The following is a 16,413-nucleotide window of genomic DNA, read 5'->3' on the forward strand; positions in this document are numbered from 1 at the left end:
TTTTAAGAGGATACATAATGTTTGGCTTAGATCCAACCGTAACTACTTTCCTGATTTATTTGTTAGGAATGATCTTAATTGGCTTTATCGCCTATCGTGTTACCAATAATCTCTCTGATTACATCTTAGGCGGGCGTCGCTTAGGGAGCTTTGTTACCGCACTTTCTGCGGGCGCATCAGATATGTCTGGTTGGTTGCTAATGGGATTACCAGGGGCAATTTATGCGGGCGGTTTAATTGAAGCTTGGTTGGCAATTGGCTTAACATTAGGGGCTTATCTTAACTGGAAATTGGTTGCAGGGCGTTTACGTGCGCACACAGAATATTTTGGCGATGCTTTAACTTTACCAGAATATTTCCACAACCGTTTTAGCGATAAAACCCGTATCATCAAAATCCTATCTGCACTGATTTTCTTACTTTTCTTTGCTGTTTATTGTGCTTCTGGCGTTGTAGCTGGTGCTCGCGTATTCGAAAATCTCTTTGGCGTGCCTTACGCTGATGCTATCTGGTATGGTGCTGTTGCTACGATTCTTTATACCTTTATCGGCGGTTTTTTAGCGGTAAGCTGGACGGATACCATTCAAGCCACATTGATGCTGTTCGCATTAATTCTTACACCTGTTTTTGTACTGATGAATATTGGTGGCTTTGAGGTAATGGAGGCAGCTATCACACATGCAGAAACAATCGCTCAACGTAACTACAACGATATGTTCACAGGCACAACCTTGCTGGGCGTAACGAGTTTAATGGCATGGGGTTTAGGCTATTTTGGTCAGCCGCATATTGTAGTTCGTTTTATGGCTGCAGAAGGCGTTAAATCACTCGAAAATGCTCGTCGCATTAGTATGACGTGGATGATCATTTGCCTTGCTGGTGCAATCGGTATTGGCTATTTTGGTATGGCTTATTTCTTCGTACACCCAGAACAAGCTAGTGTAGTAAGCCATAACAACGAACAAATTTTCATTGAACTGGCAAAATTATTATTCAACCCTTGGATTGCTGGCATCTTACTTTCTGCTATTTTGGCTGCTGTAATGAGCACACTTTCAGCCCAACTATTGATCTGCTCAAGTGCAATTACCGAAGATTTATACAAAGGTATCCTTCGTCCAGAAGCCTCTGATAAAGAACTCGTTTGGTTAAGCCGTTTAATGGTGCTCGCTGTTGCTGCCCTTGCAATTTATATCGCTCAAGATCCAAACAGTCAAGTATTTGGATTAGTAAAAGATGCGTGGGCAGGTTTTGGCTCTGCATTCGGTCCAATCGTTTTACTCTCTTTATTCTGGAAACGAATGAACGGTTTAGGCGCTATGGTTGGAATGCTTACGGGGGCATTAATTGTTTATTTCTGGAAAGATTTAACCGCTTTATTTGAATTACCAGAAATGTATTCTATGATTCCAGGCTTCTTACTTGCAACACTGATGATTGTCGTGATTTCTCTCATCACACCAGCACCAAATACAAAAATATCCGAAACCTTTGAAAAAGCGAATAAAGCATATTTCAATGAAATACAATAATCATTACTTAATTTAATCGCAAAATCCTTTTAATTGTTAACAGTTAAAAGGATTTTCTCTCTCTCCCATATCCAAGCGGTCTGATTTTTAGTATAATTTACTTTCAGTTGTCGAAAGATAACCAATTTGTTTTTATTATCACAACTGAGAAAACTTCCATGAACAATCAAACCATTAGCAGACCGAAACAAGCCTTTGTAGGCTTACAAATGCTCTTTGTTGCTTTCGGTGCTTTAGTGTTAGTTCCACTTATCACGGGGCTAGATCCAAATACCGCACTACTTACTGCAGGTATCGGCACTCTCCTTTTCCAACTCTGTACCAAACGTCAAGTACCTATTTTCCTCGCCTCCTCTTTCGCTTTTATTGCGCCAATTCAGTATGGTGTGCAAGAATGGGGAATTGCAGTCACTATGGGCGGTTTAGCGTGTACGGGCCTGGTTTACCTCTGTTTAAGTACCCTTGTAAAATGGAAAGGTGCACAAATTATGGACAGAATTTTCCCGCCTGTGGTTGTTGGCCCAGTGATTATCATCATTGGTTTAGGCTTAGCACCTGTGGCAGTTGATATGGCATTAGGCAAAAATACGAATGGTGCGATTTCACAAGACACTGCAATGTTTGTTTCAATGGTCACCTTAATTACCACTGTGATTGTTGCCGTCTTCGCCAAAGGCTTGATGAAGCTCGTGCCGATTATGTTTGGTATCGTTGTGGGTTATCTACTATCCCTCTTCTTAGGCATTGTAGATTTCACGCCAGTGCAAAATGCATCTTGGTTTGATTTACCTACAATCACAACGCCAGAGTTCCGTTTGGATGCGATTTTATACTTGCTTCCCATTGCTATCGCACCAGCAGTTGAACACGTGGGCGGGATTATGGCAATCAGCTCTGTAACAGGTAAAGACTTCCTGAAAAAACCAGGCTTACACCGTACCTTATTGGGCGATGGTATCGCAACCTCTACAGCATCAATGATCGGTGGTCCACCAAATACAACCTATGCTGAAGTAACTGGCGCGGTAATGCTTACCAAAAACTTCAACCCAACCATTATGACTTGGGCAGCTTGTTGGGCTATTGCTATTTCATTCTGCGGAAAAGTGGGTGCATTCTTGCAAACCATTCCAGGTGTAGTAATGGGCGGTATTATGATGCTTGTCTTCGGCTCAATCGCTGCAGTAGGGATGAGTACGCTTATCAAAGCGAAAGTAGATATGGGTGAAGCACGCAACCTTGTAATTGTTTCCGTCGTAATGACCTTTGGTATTGGTGGTATGCTTATCAATGTAGGCGAATTTTCACTTAAAGGCATCAGCCTTTGTGCAATTGCTGCAATTCTGATGAATTTAGTTTTACCAAAAGCATCAGGGCAAATGTCAGAATAATTTATTCAAAAAATGTAGGATAAATAGTTGGTAAAAAATTAGATTTTTCCTTATTAATCAAGGTTTTAACTCATTTTTACCAACTTTTTCCTACATACTCATTATTGGCCTTCACGACGGAACACTTCTTCAGTTTTTGGTACGTCTCGTTCCATTTTGCGTTTCAGTGAAGAACGAGAGGGAATTCGCCAACCGTTGTACTGCGCGGCTTGTTTTAATACCTCATAGCTGTGCGCCAGTGAGGGTTTTTCACGACTGTAGTAGAAATTTTTGAAGAACTGCCAAGCATCTTCATCTATTTCCGCCACATTTTTGCTACTCTTGCCGCTGTTGTTGAGCATCAAGGGCAGCCAATCTTGCCGTGGGGCGTCTTTGACCCGATACCACCAATTTTTTAAAGAACCAACTGAGAGTAATTTCTCGTTATTTTTCAGCCGTTCAGCATTTTCTTTACCACAGATGAGCTGGAAGGCATCTAACACGTTCACACCACTTTCCACTAAATTTGCTACTGCAAACATCGTGCCAAGTTTGATTTTGGCTTGCTCTTGGGCTTTTGCACTTGCTTCGTCCCATAACTGCCAGATTTCATTGCTTGCAAGCGGGCGAGTTTCTTCGATTTTTTGCAATTCCACCGCGGTTTGGGCTGGGGTGGTTTTGAGGAGTAGTTCGTTTTGTATCTCTATTGGCAAACTCGCCAATTCATATTCCAACCCACCGCCACGACCTTGCCGTTTTTGGGATTTCCAGTTATTTTTCTTAGCTTGATAAATAATTGCTTGCACCGAATTAGGTAAATTCGTTAAACTCATATTTAACAGTTCTTTTGCGGAATAGTGTGTTTTTAAGTTGTTGGCTTCCATAAACCACCTCTTTTAAACTTTTTCAGCAAATTTTTTTAAATTGCGTTTAGCGTATCGTTCAGCCCAGATCTCTTCAGGTTCAACACCGATGGCATCAGCAATAATGCGTTCGCCTTTCTTCCAAGGTCGGTCAAGAGCATTTTTTAACGTGCTTGCTTGACTATAACCGTGCTGAAGAGAGAGTTGTCTGAGCGACCACCCAGCTTTATGCAGAGCAGCGATAATGTCGGCTCTATGCCAATCATTCGCTGTTTTTTTAGTTTCTGTTAATGTACTCATTGGATAACCTCATTGACTTAACGCAAGAGATAATAAACTCTTTAAGTAATCATTTCAACTTTAAAAATAACTTTTTAAAGTTACTTGATTGAATTTTAACCGTTACTTTTATACTGTTATATGCAAGTTATTGATTTATATAGCTATTAAAGTAACTTTAAAAAGTTGAAAAACTTTTACGGTGTTTTTTAAAGTTATGAAGATTAAGTTTAAAAATACTTCTATGATTGGAAGTAGGATCAGAGAACAGAGAGAAAGTGTCGGATTGACCAGAAATGAACTCGCTGACACACTTGGCGTGTCTCTTTCAACAATGCAACTATGGGAAAATGACGAAAGAGAGCCACAAGCCTCTATGATCATCACAATAGCGAAAGAATTACGCACAACGCCTAACTACCTATTAACAGGCGAAAAAGTCAGAGAAGAGAAAACAACAGAAAAACCAACAGGAAGCCTTGTCAGCCGTGCGTTTGAGAGAATGCAAGAGTTACTAGATGATGGCGTGAGTATGGTGGACTGTTATAGCTCTATCAACGTTTCAGCAGGCTTTGGCAGCTTTAACGAAGGGGTGACAGAAGCCGACGGGCAAGAGCCTTATTCAGACAGCCTATTATCCAGTTTGGGCGTAAAAGCCGAAAAATGTGCCGTATTTTGGGCAAACGGTAATTCAATGCTACCCACCATCAACGACGGCGACCAGATGTTGGTAGATTTTAGCCGCAAAGAAATTCAAGGCGACCGCATTTACCTTGTTCAAAACGGCGAAAGCGTGTGGGTAAAACGTGTGAAAATGGAATGGGACGGCATTTCGCTTATCAGCGATAACAAAGAGGAATACCCGCCAATCAGCATTACAGGCGAAAATGCTCAAAACCTACAAATCATCGGGCAAGTAGTGCATATCGGGCATAGCCTGATTTAAAGATTTAAACGCCATTTAAACGGGCGTTTTCTTTTTTGTTTAAATTCTTAGTTTTTCTGGTTCATTTTGACTTAACCAACCAAAGATGTGATTTTTTCTTAGTTTTCTTTCCCTAAGAATAAAAAAAGGGGCAATGCACCGCAAAGCCCCTGTTTTCAATAATTCCCGCCCATTTAATCCCGTTTTTTCCCGCCAAATCCCATATTCTTTTTGTTTCTTGGTTTTGGTGGTTTTTAACACTCATTCTAAAACATCCTTCTCTTCGGTTCAAAACCAACTTTTTCTTGTCCAGAGCGTTGTGTGACAATCACTTGCTCCCCTTCCTCAAGCCCTGACAGAATTTCTGTATATTGGCTATCTTTTAAACCTGTTTGTACTGTTTTTTCTTCCACTTTATTATTTTTCAGCACTTGCACAACCGTTTTATCGCCTTGTTTTTTCAATGTGGAAGTTGGCACAGCAAGCACATTCTCACGTTTGGCAATATTGATTTGCCCTTGTACCGTCATACCAATTCGCAATCTATTTTCGGCATTATCTACAAGCGAATTAGCATAATAATAAACCGCCTCGGTATTTCCTGATTCTTCGGTGTAATTGTTGTCAGTTAATGTTGTTAAAGCAGGATCAACGGTATCAATCTTACTCTCATAAGGATGGTTTGGTTCAGCCAATGTGGTAAAGCGGATCGATTGCCCTGCTTGTACTTGTGCAATATCGCCTTCTGAAACTTCCAGCTTAATCAACATTTTAGACAAATCAGCTACTTGTACAATCGTTGGTGAAGTTTGGTTTGAGTTTACCGTTTGTCCAATCGAGACGGGCACAGACACAATCACCCCATCCATTGGGGAAAGGATTTGGGTGTAATTTAAATTCGTTTTTGCATCATTTACCGAAATTTGGGCTGATTTAATTTGCGATTTTGCTTCGTCCACGCTGGCTTTAGCAGAGGCAAGCGTATTTTTTGCGGTTTCTAACTCAGAAAGTGAGGTGCTGTTCGTTTTGTAGAGCTGGTTTAAACGGTTGTAATTCGATTGTGCGACATCAAGCGCCACTTGTGCCGATTTCAATTTCGCTTGATAAGAGGCTAGATTTGCTTCCGCCGCGCTTAAGCTGTTACTTTGGTTACTAGCATCAATTTCTGCAATCAAATCTCCTTTTTTAACCGCTTGTCCGAGTTTGACGTTGAGAGAAATGATTTTACCAGACACCTGAGCGCCTACTTCGGTGCGTTGGCTTGCTCGCACTGAGCCTGTTGCTAGAACGCTTTTATCAAGCGCCATTTTAGTTACAGGTTCGGTGATGTAGTAAATTTGCTCAGCATTATTGCTGCTTTTTATATAAAAATAACTCGCTATCCCAATTAACAGTAGCGAGCCTAACATAATAAATTTTAATTTCATTCAATATCCAAATGGTGATTAACAAGCGATAATAATTGACTTATTTTTTGCTGATTGGTTCAGAAAATGAATGCTTGTTTTATAAATCAAACACTTCCTGAATATATCTAGCCACCGCTTCATCTTTATTAAGCCCAATCACTTCATTATAGGGTAAAGCTTTTTTCAAACGTGGGTCAGCATTGCCCATCACACAGCCTTTGCCTGCTTGTTTAAGCATTTCAAAATCGTTCATTCCATCGCCAAAAACAAGGCAATCTTTGAGCGTGTAGCCTCGGCGTTCGGCAAGTTCTTCTAAGGCGTTAGCTTTGGAAACACCTTTGTTCATCACTTCTAAACATTGTGGCGTGGAGTAGACCATATAAACTTGATCACCATATTGAGCTTGGATTTTTTGCTCAATGGGCAAAAGGTCTGCTAATTCTTTGCCGATGAAAAAAACTTTTTCTGTTTGCTTGCCGTGATGATGTTTAAAATCGACCACTTGATAGGTAAAACCCGAATCTTTGTGGAATTTGCGTAGCGATTCTAAATCAATGTTGATAAACCACTCATCACCTTGATAAGTGTTTAAACAAATGTGTGAGGAGTCAAATTCTACTTGCATAAGCTCAACGGCAAGCTCTTCAGGTAAGTGATGGTTTAAGACACATTCACCCGAAAGAAAATTCGCTCGTGCACCATTTGAGGTGACTAACATCGCTTCATCCACATTCACTTTACGAATAATATATTTTACATCTGGTAAGCTGCGACCCGTAGCGATATAAATATCAATACCTTTTTTGGCAAGTTGGCTGAGGGTTTCAATCGTAAAATCACCGATTTTATGCTCGGCATTTAGCAGTGTGCCATCTAAATCTGAAATAATGGCTTTGTAGGGATATGTCATTTTCTTTACCTTTTGACAAAAATTTACGATAGGCTATCAAAATTCATCTACTCTCGCAAAGCAAATAGCGATTTCTTATAGAATAGATCAAAAAGTGATTTCTTTTCTTCATAAAGTAATTATAAAGATAAAAAATCCTCTATTTACAAATCTAGTTTGCGTTTATATAGTAATCCTTGAATATTTACTATATTTATATCTAACATGCATTTATTTTTTAGTTTTTTATTCTATACACTGATTTAAAAATATAAGATAATCGTTTGCTTTAAGTGAAAAATGCTATTGACATAGATTTTTTTACCGCTATGATAAGCCACATCAACCAAATAATAATGCAAACATAAACACACACAACACACATGGAAAAACTACTTTCACTCCGATTATCCCTGTTATCGCATTCCTTGCGAGGCTAAAGGTTATCTGAAGGAAGTCAGTTCACTATCCAAACTTTGCCCGCATATCCTCCGATTATGCGGGTCTTTTTTTATCTAGAATACTTAAACGCAAGTTTAATAAGGAATGTTTATGGCAAACAATAACGTAATTATTTTCGATACTACCCTTCGTGATGGCGAACAAGCACTGAAAGCAAGCTTAACGGTAAAAGAGAAATTGCAAATCGCATTGGCGTTAGAGCGTTTAGGCGTGGATGTGATGGAAGTCGGCTTCCCCGTTTCTTCCGCGGGCGATTTTGACTCTGTAAAAACCATTGCACAAAACATCAAAAACAGCCGTGTTTGCGCCCTTTCTCGAGCGGTAGATAAAGATATTGATGTGGCAGCAGAAGCGTTAAAGATGGCAGAAGCTTTTCGTATTCACACTTTTATTGCAACTTCTGCCTTACACGTGGAAGCAAAATTAAAACGTTCGTTTGAAGATGTCGTAGAAATGGCTGTTCATGCAGTAAAACGTGCAAGAGGTTACACTGACGATGTCGAATTTTCTTGTGAAGATGCAGGGCGTACGGGAATTGATAATATCTGCCGTATTGTTGAAGCTGCAATTAAAGCTGGAGCAACAACGGTAAATATCCCAGACACAGTGGGCTACTGCTTACCAACCCAATACGGCAGCATTATCGCTGATGTGGTAAACCGCGTGCCAAATATCGATAAAGCAGTAATTTCGGTGCACTGTCATAACGATTTAGGGATGGCAACCGCAAACTCTTTAACTGCGGTGTTAAACGGTGCACGCCAAATTGAGTGTACCATCAACGGCATCGGAGAACGCGCAGGCAACACTGCGCTTGAAGAAGTGGTAATGGCAATTAAAACCCGTCAATATATGTTCAACGGCTTGGACACTCGCATTAACACTCAAGAAATTCATCGTGTAAGCCAAATGGTAAGCCAGCTTTGTAATATGCCAATTCAGCCGAACAAAGCAATTGTGGGCAGTAATGCGTTTGCACATTCATCCGGCATTCACCAAGATGGTATGGTGAAAAACAAAAATACTTACGAAATTATGTCGCCAGAAACCATCGGCTTGAAAAAAGAGAAGTTAAATTTAACTGCTCGTTCAGGTCGTGCTGCAGTGCGTAACCATATGGCAGAAATGGGTTACCAAGATAGCGATTATGATTTAGACAAACTTTACACTGCATTCCTTGAGCTTGCCGATAAAAAAGGTCAAGTGTTTGATTACGACTTAGAAGCTCTTGCATTCATTGATATGCGTTCTGGCGATGAAGATCGCTTGAAATTAGATGTGATTACTTCGCAAACCATCAGCACCTTGCCAGCCTCTGCATTCGTTCAGGTAGAATTAGATGGCGAAAAATTAAGCCAAGTATCAAATGGCGGTAACGGTCCTGTGGATGCAGTATTCAATGCAATCTTAAACATCACAGGCTTAGATCTAAAAATGTCGCACTACAACCTTACTGCGAAAGGCGAAGGCGCAGAAGCGTTAGGGCAGGTTGATATTGTGGTGGAACACGAGGGGCGTAAATTCCATGGCGTTGGCTTAGCGACAGACATTGTGGAATCTTCGGCTCGTGCGTTAATTCACGCCATCAACGCAATTTATCGCGCACATAAAGTGGCACATTTGAAGGCTAAAAGAGCCTAATTAACATTTTACGCACTTAAAAAACGGGATTGTTACAATTAACAATCCCATTTTATTTTGTAAATTTATTATTACACTGAAAAACTATTTTTACTTTTTAGCAAAAAAAGAGTAGCAAAATCTCTATTTTTCGCTACAATCAAACCGTTCATTTTTATTGACAGGTGATTGTATGAAAAATAAAACACTCGGAAGCACACTGATTGTTGCAGGAACAACAATTGGGGCTGGAATGTTAGCGATGCCTTTAACTTCAGCGGGCATTGGCTTTGGTTTTACCGTGGTTCTTCTCGTCTCTTTATGGCTGCTACTTTGCTTTACGGCATTGCTATTCGTTGAAGCGTATCAAACTGTAGATAGCGATGCAGGCTTAGGTACATTGGCAGAAAAATATTACGGCACATTTGGGCGAGTAATTTCTACCGCTGTTCTCATTATTTTCCTTTACGCTATTTTATCTGCTTATGTTTCAGGCGGTAGCTCAATTTTGGGTGGATTACTTCCAACCATTGTGGATGCGGAAACCACAACCCAAATTGCGGGCGTGATTTTCACCGTGGTATTCGGAAGCTTTATTGTGGTAGGTACGACTAGCGTAGATGCCGTAAATCGCATTATTTTTGGGACTAAAATCTTAGCTTTTATCTTAGTGTTGGGGCTATTACTGCCGAAAGTAACCGTAGATCATTTATTAGCAATGCCAATCAATAATGCACTATTGATTTCTGCAATGCCAATTTTCTTTACCTCATTTGGTTTCCACGGCTCGATCCCAAGCTTAAACAAATACCTTGAAGGTAATATAAAAGCATTGCGAATCTCGATTGTGGTCGGTACGGCAATTCCACTTATCGCTTATATTTTATGGCAATTAGCGACTCACGGCGTATTAAGTCAAACTGAATTTATGGAAATTTTAGAGCGTGATCCAACTTTAAACGGTTTGGCGGAAGCTGCTCACCATATTACAGGCAGTTCTATTATTGGCATCTCAGTTCGCATTTTCTCTGCCCTTGCTTTAATCACCTCATTCTTAGGGGTTGCATTAGGTTTATTTGAAGCCTTAGAAGATTTGCTCAAACGTGTGAATATCAATGCAGGGCGTAAAAGTTTAGGTTTGCTGACATTCTTACCGCCAATGTTATTTGCATTTTTCTACCCGCAAGGTTTTATTACCGCGTTAGGTTATGCTGGGCAAATGTTCGCGTTCTACGCTGTTGTGTTACCAATTGCGATGGTATGGCGTTTACGTAGCCAAAATGCAAACCTAGCATATCGCGTAAAAGGCGGCAAAGCCTCATTGATTATCGCGTTAGTGATTGGCGTATTTATCGTGATTGTACCATTCTTAATCCAACAAGGTTTATTGCCACAGGTTGTGGGTTAGAAATATTTCTCAAGCTGTTGATTTTGTAAAGAAATTTATAAAATCGACCGCTTATTTTTTATTCTTAATTTAATTATAAAAGCTATTCCGCTTTGAGCATTCTTTGCTAGAATGCAACCTTCTTATATACAGGAGAGCTTATGAAAAATAAAATTTTGGGCAGTGCCCTAATGATTGCAGGCACGACCATCGGAGCAGGAATGCTGGCAATGCCACTCACCTCCGCAGGAATGGGGTTTGGGATGACGCTCGTCTTACTCGTTAGTTTGTGGTTATTGCTTACCTATACAGGCTTGCTCTTTATGGAAGTATACCAAACCGCTAAACAACAAGATGTAGGCGTAGCAACGCTTGCTGAACAATATTTCGGTATGACTGGGCGTGTGCTTGCAACTGCGAGTTTATTGATTTTACTTTATGCACTTTTAGCCGCTTATATCACAGGTGGTGGTTCACTCGTTTCAGGGATTTTACCTGAAAGTTTAGGAGCTGATAACGCATTAAAAGTTGGGATTTTAATCTTTACCCTTATTCTTGGTGCATTTGTGGTTGTAGGAATTAAAGGCGTGGACGGCTTAACCCGCGTGCTTTTCATCGGAAAAATCATTGCATTTATCGGCGTATTGATGATGATGTTACCGAAAGCTAAATTGGAAAACCTCACCGCAGTACCACTTGATAACTTATTAGTGATTTCAGCGATTCCGATTTTCTTCACATCTTTCGGTTTCCACGTAATTATGGGTAGTATCAACAGCTACTTAGAAGCGGACATCAAAAAAATCCGCGTGGCGGTGTTAATCGGGACGTTAATCCCATTAACCGCGTACCTCTTATGGCAATTAGCAACGCACGGCGTATTAAGCCAAAATGAGTTTGCAACATTATTAAAACAAGATGCAACCTTAAACGGCTTAGTCAAGGCGACCAGCCAAATCACAGGTAGTACAATTTTGGGCGAGATGGTTCGAATCTTCTCAACCTTGGCATTGATTACCTCATTCTTAGGTGTAGCAATGGGGATCTTTGAAGGCGTAGGCGATTTACTCAAACGCGTGAATTTACCAAATAACCGCTTAGTTTTAACCCCATTAACCTTTATTCCACCGCTTGCGTTTGCGTTGTTCTATCCAAACGGCTTTATCGCAGCATTAGGCTATGCGGGTTTACTCTTCGCATTCTACGGCTTAGTGCTTCCAATCGGCTTAGCGTGGAAAACCCGTCAACAACATCCAAATCTTCCATATCGTGTTGCAGGCGGAAACTTGGCGTTAATCGTAGCTCTGATTATGGGCGTGATTATTATGATCATTCCATTCTTAATGGAAACGGGCATTTTACCGCCAGTGGCTGGTTAATAGGCATAGTAGACAAAATTGTTGCTAACGTTTATTTTTCAAAATGTTAGCAACTATTTTTATTTAAAAAATCTTTTATAAACATCAGCTTATGTTTTTTTCGTTAATCCATTATGATTATTTAACTGACGCTTTAGATGGTTAAATAATCTTTCTGGCCTATATGTCGTATTTTCGATATTTATTTCAGTATACCTTTTAAAGGTGAATAAATAATTCATATAATACTTCAAACTTGTATAAGCACCCCTCACATTCCTGTGTTTATAAGGAAAATAGCCCTTTTCATTCGCTTTATCACTCAATTCTTTAAAAAAATTGGGGCTGTACTAGATAACGACTAAAAATTCCATTTAGGTTAGAATAAACCAATGAGAAAAAGTCGCTTATTACTTTCATCGATTACGCTTACTCATCTATCAAACAAGCCCACATTTGGAAATGTTTGAAAGCGAGATTGAAACCAATGAAAGCTATTTCGGTGCTACTCGAAAAGGCTACGTGGTCGTAGTGCCGTGGGAAAAGTCGCAGTATTCGGACTTCCCAAAAGAAATAGTAAGGTCTATACCGTCGTTGTCCCTAATTCGCAATCAGCGACATTATTGCCAATTATCCGAGAGAAAGTTAAGCCTGATAGCATAGTGTACACGAATACCTTTCGTCGTTATGATGTGCTTGATGTCAGTGAATTTAGCCATTTTCGCCTCAATCACAGCACGCATTTTACTGAAAATCATCACCACATAAACGGAATTGAGAATTTTGGGAATCAAGCAAAACGCCATTTACGCAAGTTTAATGGCATGCCCAAAGAGCATTTTGAGCTATATTTAAAGGAATGTGAATGGCGTTTTAACAATAGTGAAATAAGATCTCAAATTTTCATTTTAAAACAATTAGTTAAGGAGGTTTTGGTCTAGTTATCTAGTACAGCCCCAAGAAAAAAACAAATGCTTTCAAGCATTGAATAGCAAGGCTTAGGGGTTAGTTATACGGTTTTTTCACGGTTTAAGCCCGTATAACTAAAAACTTGGGTTTTTATGATACGCTTTGAGATGTTAAGAAGCAATAAAAAAGCCTTTCGAACTAGGCTACACAAGGCTTTTACGAGCGGTTACGAAAGGCTACAATAGGAGTTATGGTGCGACTAGCTGGACTCGAACCAGTGACCCCCACCATGTCAAGGTGGTGCTCTAACCAACTGAGCTATAGTCGCATAATTGGTTTGTATTCTATTGAAAAAGTAGAAATAATGCAACTATTTTTCGCATCAAGCGGTTATTTATACATCATATTTTGCAAATTTATAGATCGTCAATCACCACATAAATTTTTGATACAGGACCGTGTACGCCAACCACTTTGATTAACTCAATATCCGCTGTCGCACTTGGGCCTGAGATAATGTTGATACAAGATGGCATACGTTCGCCTGCTTGGGCTTTTTGGTGCAAAATTTGTGCTAATTGTGCCACGCGTGGCAATACTTGGCTTTTACGCACCACAACCACAGAAGTCGTTGGAAGCAAGCTAGTTGAACGCCCATTGTCTTTAGTCGCAAATAACACGATACCACCAGACTCGGTTAAACCGTATTCAGCGTGAACGATCCCGATGTTTGCCGCCGCAGATTTCACGATGTTTTCTTCATTTTGCTGGAAATCCCACACGAAGCTGTCGAAGTGTGCTTGTACAGCATCAGTAATGCCCAATGCATTTAAGCGTGCATCGTTATTTAACACCACGCTACCGCCACCGTATTTTTGGCAAACGTCCACAACGGCTTGTGCAACATCAGCTTCTTTGGTTTCTACCACATCCACCAGTAACACTTTAGCGAAGTTCATAAATTCTTCGCAAAGCTCTTGTTGCGATAAATGGGTTAAGCGTGTGGTTGGGTGATCGTTAACAGGCGTATCCATTTGATCTGGCACGAGTTTACGTTCACGCCCCATTTTCGCCGCCAATTTATTTAAAAAATTCTCTCTATTTTCTACGTTCATTGTGTTGTCCTTTTATTTACGATTCGCAAACCACTCGCGGAAACTTTCACCTTCTGGCGTTGGTAAGTCACGTGCTTTTGTCCATTCGCCCAATGCACCTGCTTGAATTGGGGCTTTACCATTTTTGATAAATTTACCCGCCAATTTCGCACCGATTTTCACGCCCGCATTCCAAAGCGTTGGATGTGAGTTGGCAAAAGTGAAACCTTTGATTTCAATTTGTTCAAGTTTCGGTGTAAGCCCTTCTTCCACCAATTTTTCACGGTGTTTTAAGATAAGCTGTGCCAGTGGAATTTTCACAGGGCAAACGCTGTTACACGCATTACACAATGAGCAAGCATATGGTAATTCTTTGAACTCATCGTAACCGCCAAGTAACGGAGAAATCACCGCACCGATTGGGCCTGGATAAATTGAGCCGTAGCCGTGTCCACCAATTTGGCGATAAGCAGGGCAAGTGTTCAAGCACGCACCACAACGGATACAACGTAAAACTTCTTCAAATTCGCTCTCTAAAATTTTTGAACGACCGTTATCAACAATCACTAAGTGAAAATCTTCAGGACCATCAACTTCACCTTCTAAGCGAGGGCCTGTTAACCAAGTATTGTAAGCGGTTAATTTCGCCCCTACCGCACTGCGGCAAAGCATGGTGATTAACACATCCACCTCTTTGAAAGTTGGAGCGATACGTTCCATTCCCATTACTGCGATGTGTGTTTTGGGGACCGTGGTAGCCAAACGTAAGTTACCTTCATTAGTTACCAAGCAGACAGAACCTGTTTCTGGCACAGCAAAGTTACAACCTGAAATCCCAATATCGGCTTCTAAAAAATCTTTGCGTAAGGTTTTACGCACAAAAGCGTTCATCTCTTCTGGTTGTTCGCTGCCTTCATAGCCTAAAACTTCATGCAATTCTTTGCGAATACGGTGGCGATCTTTGTGAATTGCAGGCACAACAATGTGAGAAGGTTTATCACCCACGATTTGTAGTAAGTATTCGCCCAAGTCGGTTTCCACCACTTTGATGCCTTCTGCTTCTAAAACGTGGTTCATACCGATTTCTTCAGTCACCATTGATTTTGATTTCACAATGGTTTTCGCCTTTTTTTCTAATGCAACTTGGCGAATATAAGCGGTCGCTTCTTCTGCAGTTTCTGCAAAAAAGACTTTACCACCATTTTGGGTCACTTTTTCGCTTAATTGGTAAAGATATGCGTCTAGGTTCGCTAAAACGTGATTACGGAACTGTTTAGAAAGATCGCGCCACTCTTCCCAGTTACCTAATTCGTCCACCATTTTTTGGCGGTTTGCACCGATAGTTTCTTGTGCTTTTACTACCGCTTTACGCATAATTTCGTTATTAACTTGTTGGTCAATGCGTTGTTTAAATGGTAGCGTGCTTGTTTGTAAATGTGACATTTTAGGCTTCTCCCTCTTCTTGCATTAACACTTCCGCAATGTGCATCACTTTTACGTTTTTCCCTTCACGGCTTAAACGACCAGCGATATTCATCAAGCAGCTTACGTCTGCACCGACTAAATAATCAGGCTCTACTTCTGAAATGTTAACTACTTTTTCTGTCACCATTTCACCTGAAATCTCTGCCATTTTTACCGAGAATGTGCCGCCGAAACCGCAGCAAGTTTGTTGGTTGTGAATTGGCATTAACTCTAACCCTTTTACATTTTGAAGTAGGGTTAATGGCTCATTCACCACGCCTAATTTACGCGTTAAACTGCAAGATGGGTGATAAACGGCTTTACCTGTTAAGCGTGCACCCACGTTGGTTTTGCCTAAAACATTCACGATAAAAGCGGTTAAATCGTGGAAACGATTTGCAACTTTTTCTGCACGTTTTGCCCATTCAGGTTCACCAAAACGAGTGAAATATTCTGAGTAGTTTTTGATTGCATATACGCAAGAACCCGCAGGGGCTACAATTGGGTAATCATTCACTTCAAAAGTTTCAACTAATTTTTTCATTCCTGCTAGGGCATCTTTTGCATATCCGCTGTTAATTGCAGGTTGTCCACAACAGCCTTGTTTTTCAAGGAAAATCACGTTACAGCCTAGTTTTTCGAGTAATAACACGCTGTTTTTCGCCACATTGCTTTTTATAATGTCTGCGATACAGGTTACATAAAAATTCACGTTCATTTGAATTCCCACCTAATAAATAAAAATAAGAAATAATCGTATTTAGAAAGCCATAAATGACAAAAGGAAGCAAATGCTTCCTTTTAATGTTTTTCCTATAGCTTACGCCATAGGTTATGCATAAGTAAGCCCCT

The 16,413-nt window shown here is 40.4% G+C and carries 14 protein-coding genes, 1 tRNA gene and 1 pseudogene; 7 read left to right on the forward strand and 9 right to left on the reverse strand.

The annotated features are described in order from the left end of the window. Window positions 1-17: 17 nt before the first annotated feature. A complete protein-coding gene (putP, locus tag B0184_RS01350; RefSeq protein WP_005708537.1) occupies window positions 18-1,532 on the forward strand; it encodes a sodium/proline symporter PutP in 1,515 nt (504 codons plus the stop codon). A 158-nt stretch (window positions 1,533-1,690) separates the two neighbouring features. After that, the gene (locus B0184_RS01355; RefSeq protein WP_005708472.1) at window positions 1,691-2,923 is read left to right on the forward strand and encodes a uracil-xanthine permease family protein; all 1,233 of its coding nucleotides are present in this window, start codon (window positions 1,691-1,693) and stop codon (window positions 2,921-2,923) included. Window positions 2,924-3,024: 101 nt separating this feature from the next. Here the strand turns inward: B0184_RS01355 and B0184_RS01360 are convergent, their stop codons facing one another. Next, window positions 3,025-3,786: a DNA-binding domain-containing protein gene (locus tag B0184_RS01360; RefSeq protein ID WP_244165757.1), complete on the reverse strand. Its 762-nt coding sequence runs from the start codon at window positions 3,784-3,786 to the stop codon at window positions 3,025-3,027. A gap of 12 nt (window positions 3,787-3,798) precedes the next feature. Then, window positions 3,799-4,065, reverse strand: coding sequence for a helix-turn-helix domain-containing protein (locus tag B0184_RS01365; protein ID WP_005708337.1), 267 nt, complete (start codon window positions 4,063-4,065; stop codon window positions 3,799-3,801). A gap of 196 nt (window positions 4,066-4,261) precedes the next feature. Here B0184_RS01365 and B0184_RS01370 point away from each other — a divergent pair, with 196 nt between their 5' ends. Then, the gene (locus B0184_RS01370; protein ID WP_039851170.1) at window positions 4,262-4,990 is read left to right on the forward strand and encodes an XRE family transcriptional regulator; all 729 of its coding nucleotides are present in this window, start codon (window positions 4,262-4,264) and stop codon (window positions 4,988-4,990) included. 39 nt (window positions 4,991-5,029) lie between these two features. On the opposite strand, the gene B0184_RS10350 is transcribed toward B0184_RS01370, so the two are convergent. The 3 genes from B0184_RS10350 to B0184_RS01380 form a co-directional block, all read right to left on the reverse strand. Then, window positions 5,030-5,230 carry a hypothetical protein gene (locus B0184_RS10350; protein ID WP_143413725.1) on the reverse strand — a complete coding sequence of 67 codons (201 nt, stop codon included), beginning with the start codon at window positions 5,228-5,230 and terminating at the stop codon, window positions 5,030-5,032. Between the two features lie 5 nt (window positions 5,231-5,235). Then, the gene (locus B0184_RS01375; RefSeq protein ID WP_005710231.1) at window positions 5,236-6,396 is read right to left on the reverse strand and encodes an efflux RND transporter periplasmic adaptor subunit; all 1,161 of its coding nucleotides are present in this window, start codon (window positions 6,394-6,396) and stop codon (window positions 5,236-5,238) included. 79 nt (window positions 6,397-6,475) lie between these two features. After that, window positions 6,476-7,288, reverse strand: a complete 813-nt coding sequence (locus B0184_RS01380; RefSeq protein ID WP_005710225.1) for a Cof-type HAD-IIB family hydrolase — start codon at window positions 7,286-7,288, stop codon at window positions 6,476-6,478. A gap of 531 nt (window positions 7,289-7,819) precedes the next feature. Here B0184_RS01380 and leuA point away from each other — a divergent pair. From leuA to B0184_RS01405, 4 genes and pseudogenes are all read left to right on the forward strand, one after another. Further along, window positions 7,820-9,370 carry a 2-isopropylmalate synthase gene (leuA, locus tag B0184_RS01385; RefSeq protein WP_005710265.1) on the forward strand — a complete coding sequence of 517 codons (1,551 nt, stop codon included), beginning with the start codon at window positions 7,820-7,822 and terminating at the stop codon, window positions 9,368-9,370. 172 nt (window positions 9,371-9,542) lie between these two features. Next, the gene (locus B0184_RS01390) at window positions 9,543-10,757 is read left to right on the forward strand and encodes an aromatic amino acid transporter (RefSeq protein WP_005710267.1); all 1,215 of its coding nucleotides are present in this window, start codon (window positions 9,543-9,545) and stop codon (window positions 10,755-10,757) included. A gap of 140 nt (window positions 10,758-10,897) precedes the next feature. Continuing rightward, a complete protein-coding gene (locus B0184_RS01395) occupies window positions 10,898-12,115 on the forward strand; it encodes an aromatic amino acid transport family protein (protein WP_005710334.1) in 1,218 nt (405 codons plus the stop codon). 384 nt (window positions 12,116-12,499) lie between these two features. Then, a pseudogene (locus B0184_RS01405) lies at window positions 12,500-13,035 on the forward strand (IS1595 family transposase); the annotation flags it as partial. 219 nt (window positions 13,036-13,254) lie between these two features. On the opposite strand, the gene B0184_RS01410 reads toward B0184_RS01405, so the two are convergent. The 4 genes from B0184_RS01410 to B0184_RS01425 form a co-directional block, all read right to left on the reverse strand. Beyond that, window positions 13,255-13,331, reverse strand: a tRNA-Val gene (locus B0184_RS01410). A gap of 88 nt (window positions 13,332-13,419) precedes the next feature. Then, on the reverse strand, window positions 13,420-14,118 hold the full coding sequence (locus B0184_RS01415; RefSeq protein ID WP_005710219.1) for a LutC/YkgG family protein: 699 nt from the start codon (window positions 14,116-14,118) through the stop codon (window positions 13,420-13,422). A 12-nt stretch (window positions 14,119-14,130) separates the two neighbouring features. Further along, window positions 14,131-15,540, reverse strand: coding sequence for a LutB/LldF family L-lactate oxidation iron-sulfur protein (locus B0184_RS01420; protein WP_005710309.1), 1,410 nt, complete (start codon window positions 15,538-15,540; stop codon window positions 14,131-14,133). Window position 15,541: 1 nt separating this feature from the next. Next, on the reverse strand, window positions 15,542-16,279 hold the full coding sequence (locus B0184_RS01425) for a (Fe-S)-binding protein (protein WP_005710152.1): 738 nt from the start codon (window positions 16,277-16,279) through the stop codon (window positions 15,542-15,544). Between the last annotated feature and the right edge of the window lie 134 nt (window positions 16,280-16,413).

The organism is Haemophilus paraphrohaemolyticus (assembly GCF_002015045.1).
Classification (GTDB): domain Bacteria; phylum Pseudomonadota; class Gammaproteobacteria; order Enterobacterales; family Pasteurellaceae; genus Haemophilus_A; species Haemophilus_A paraphrohaemolyticus.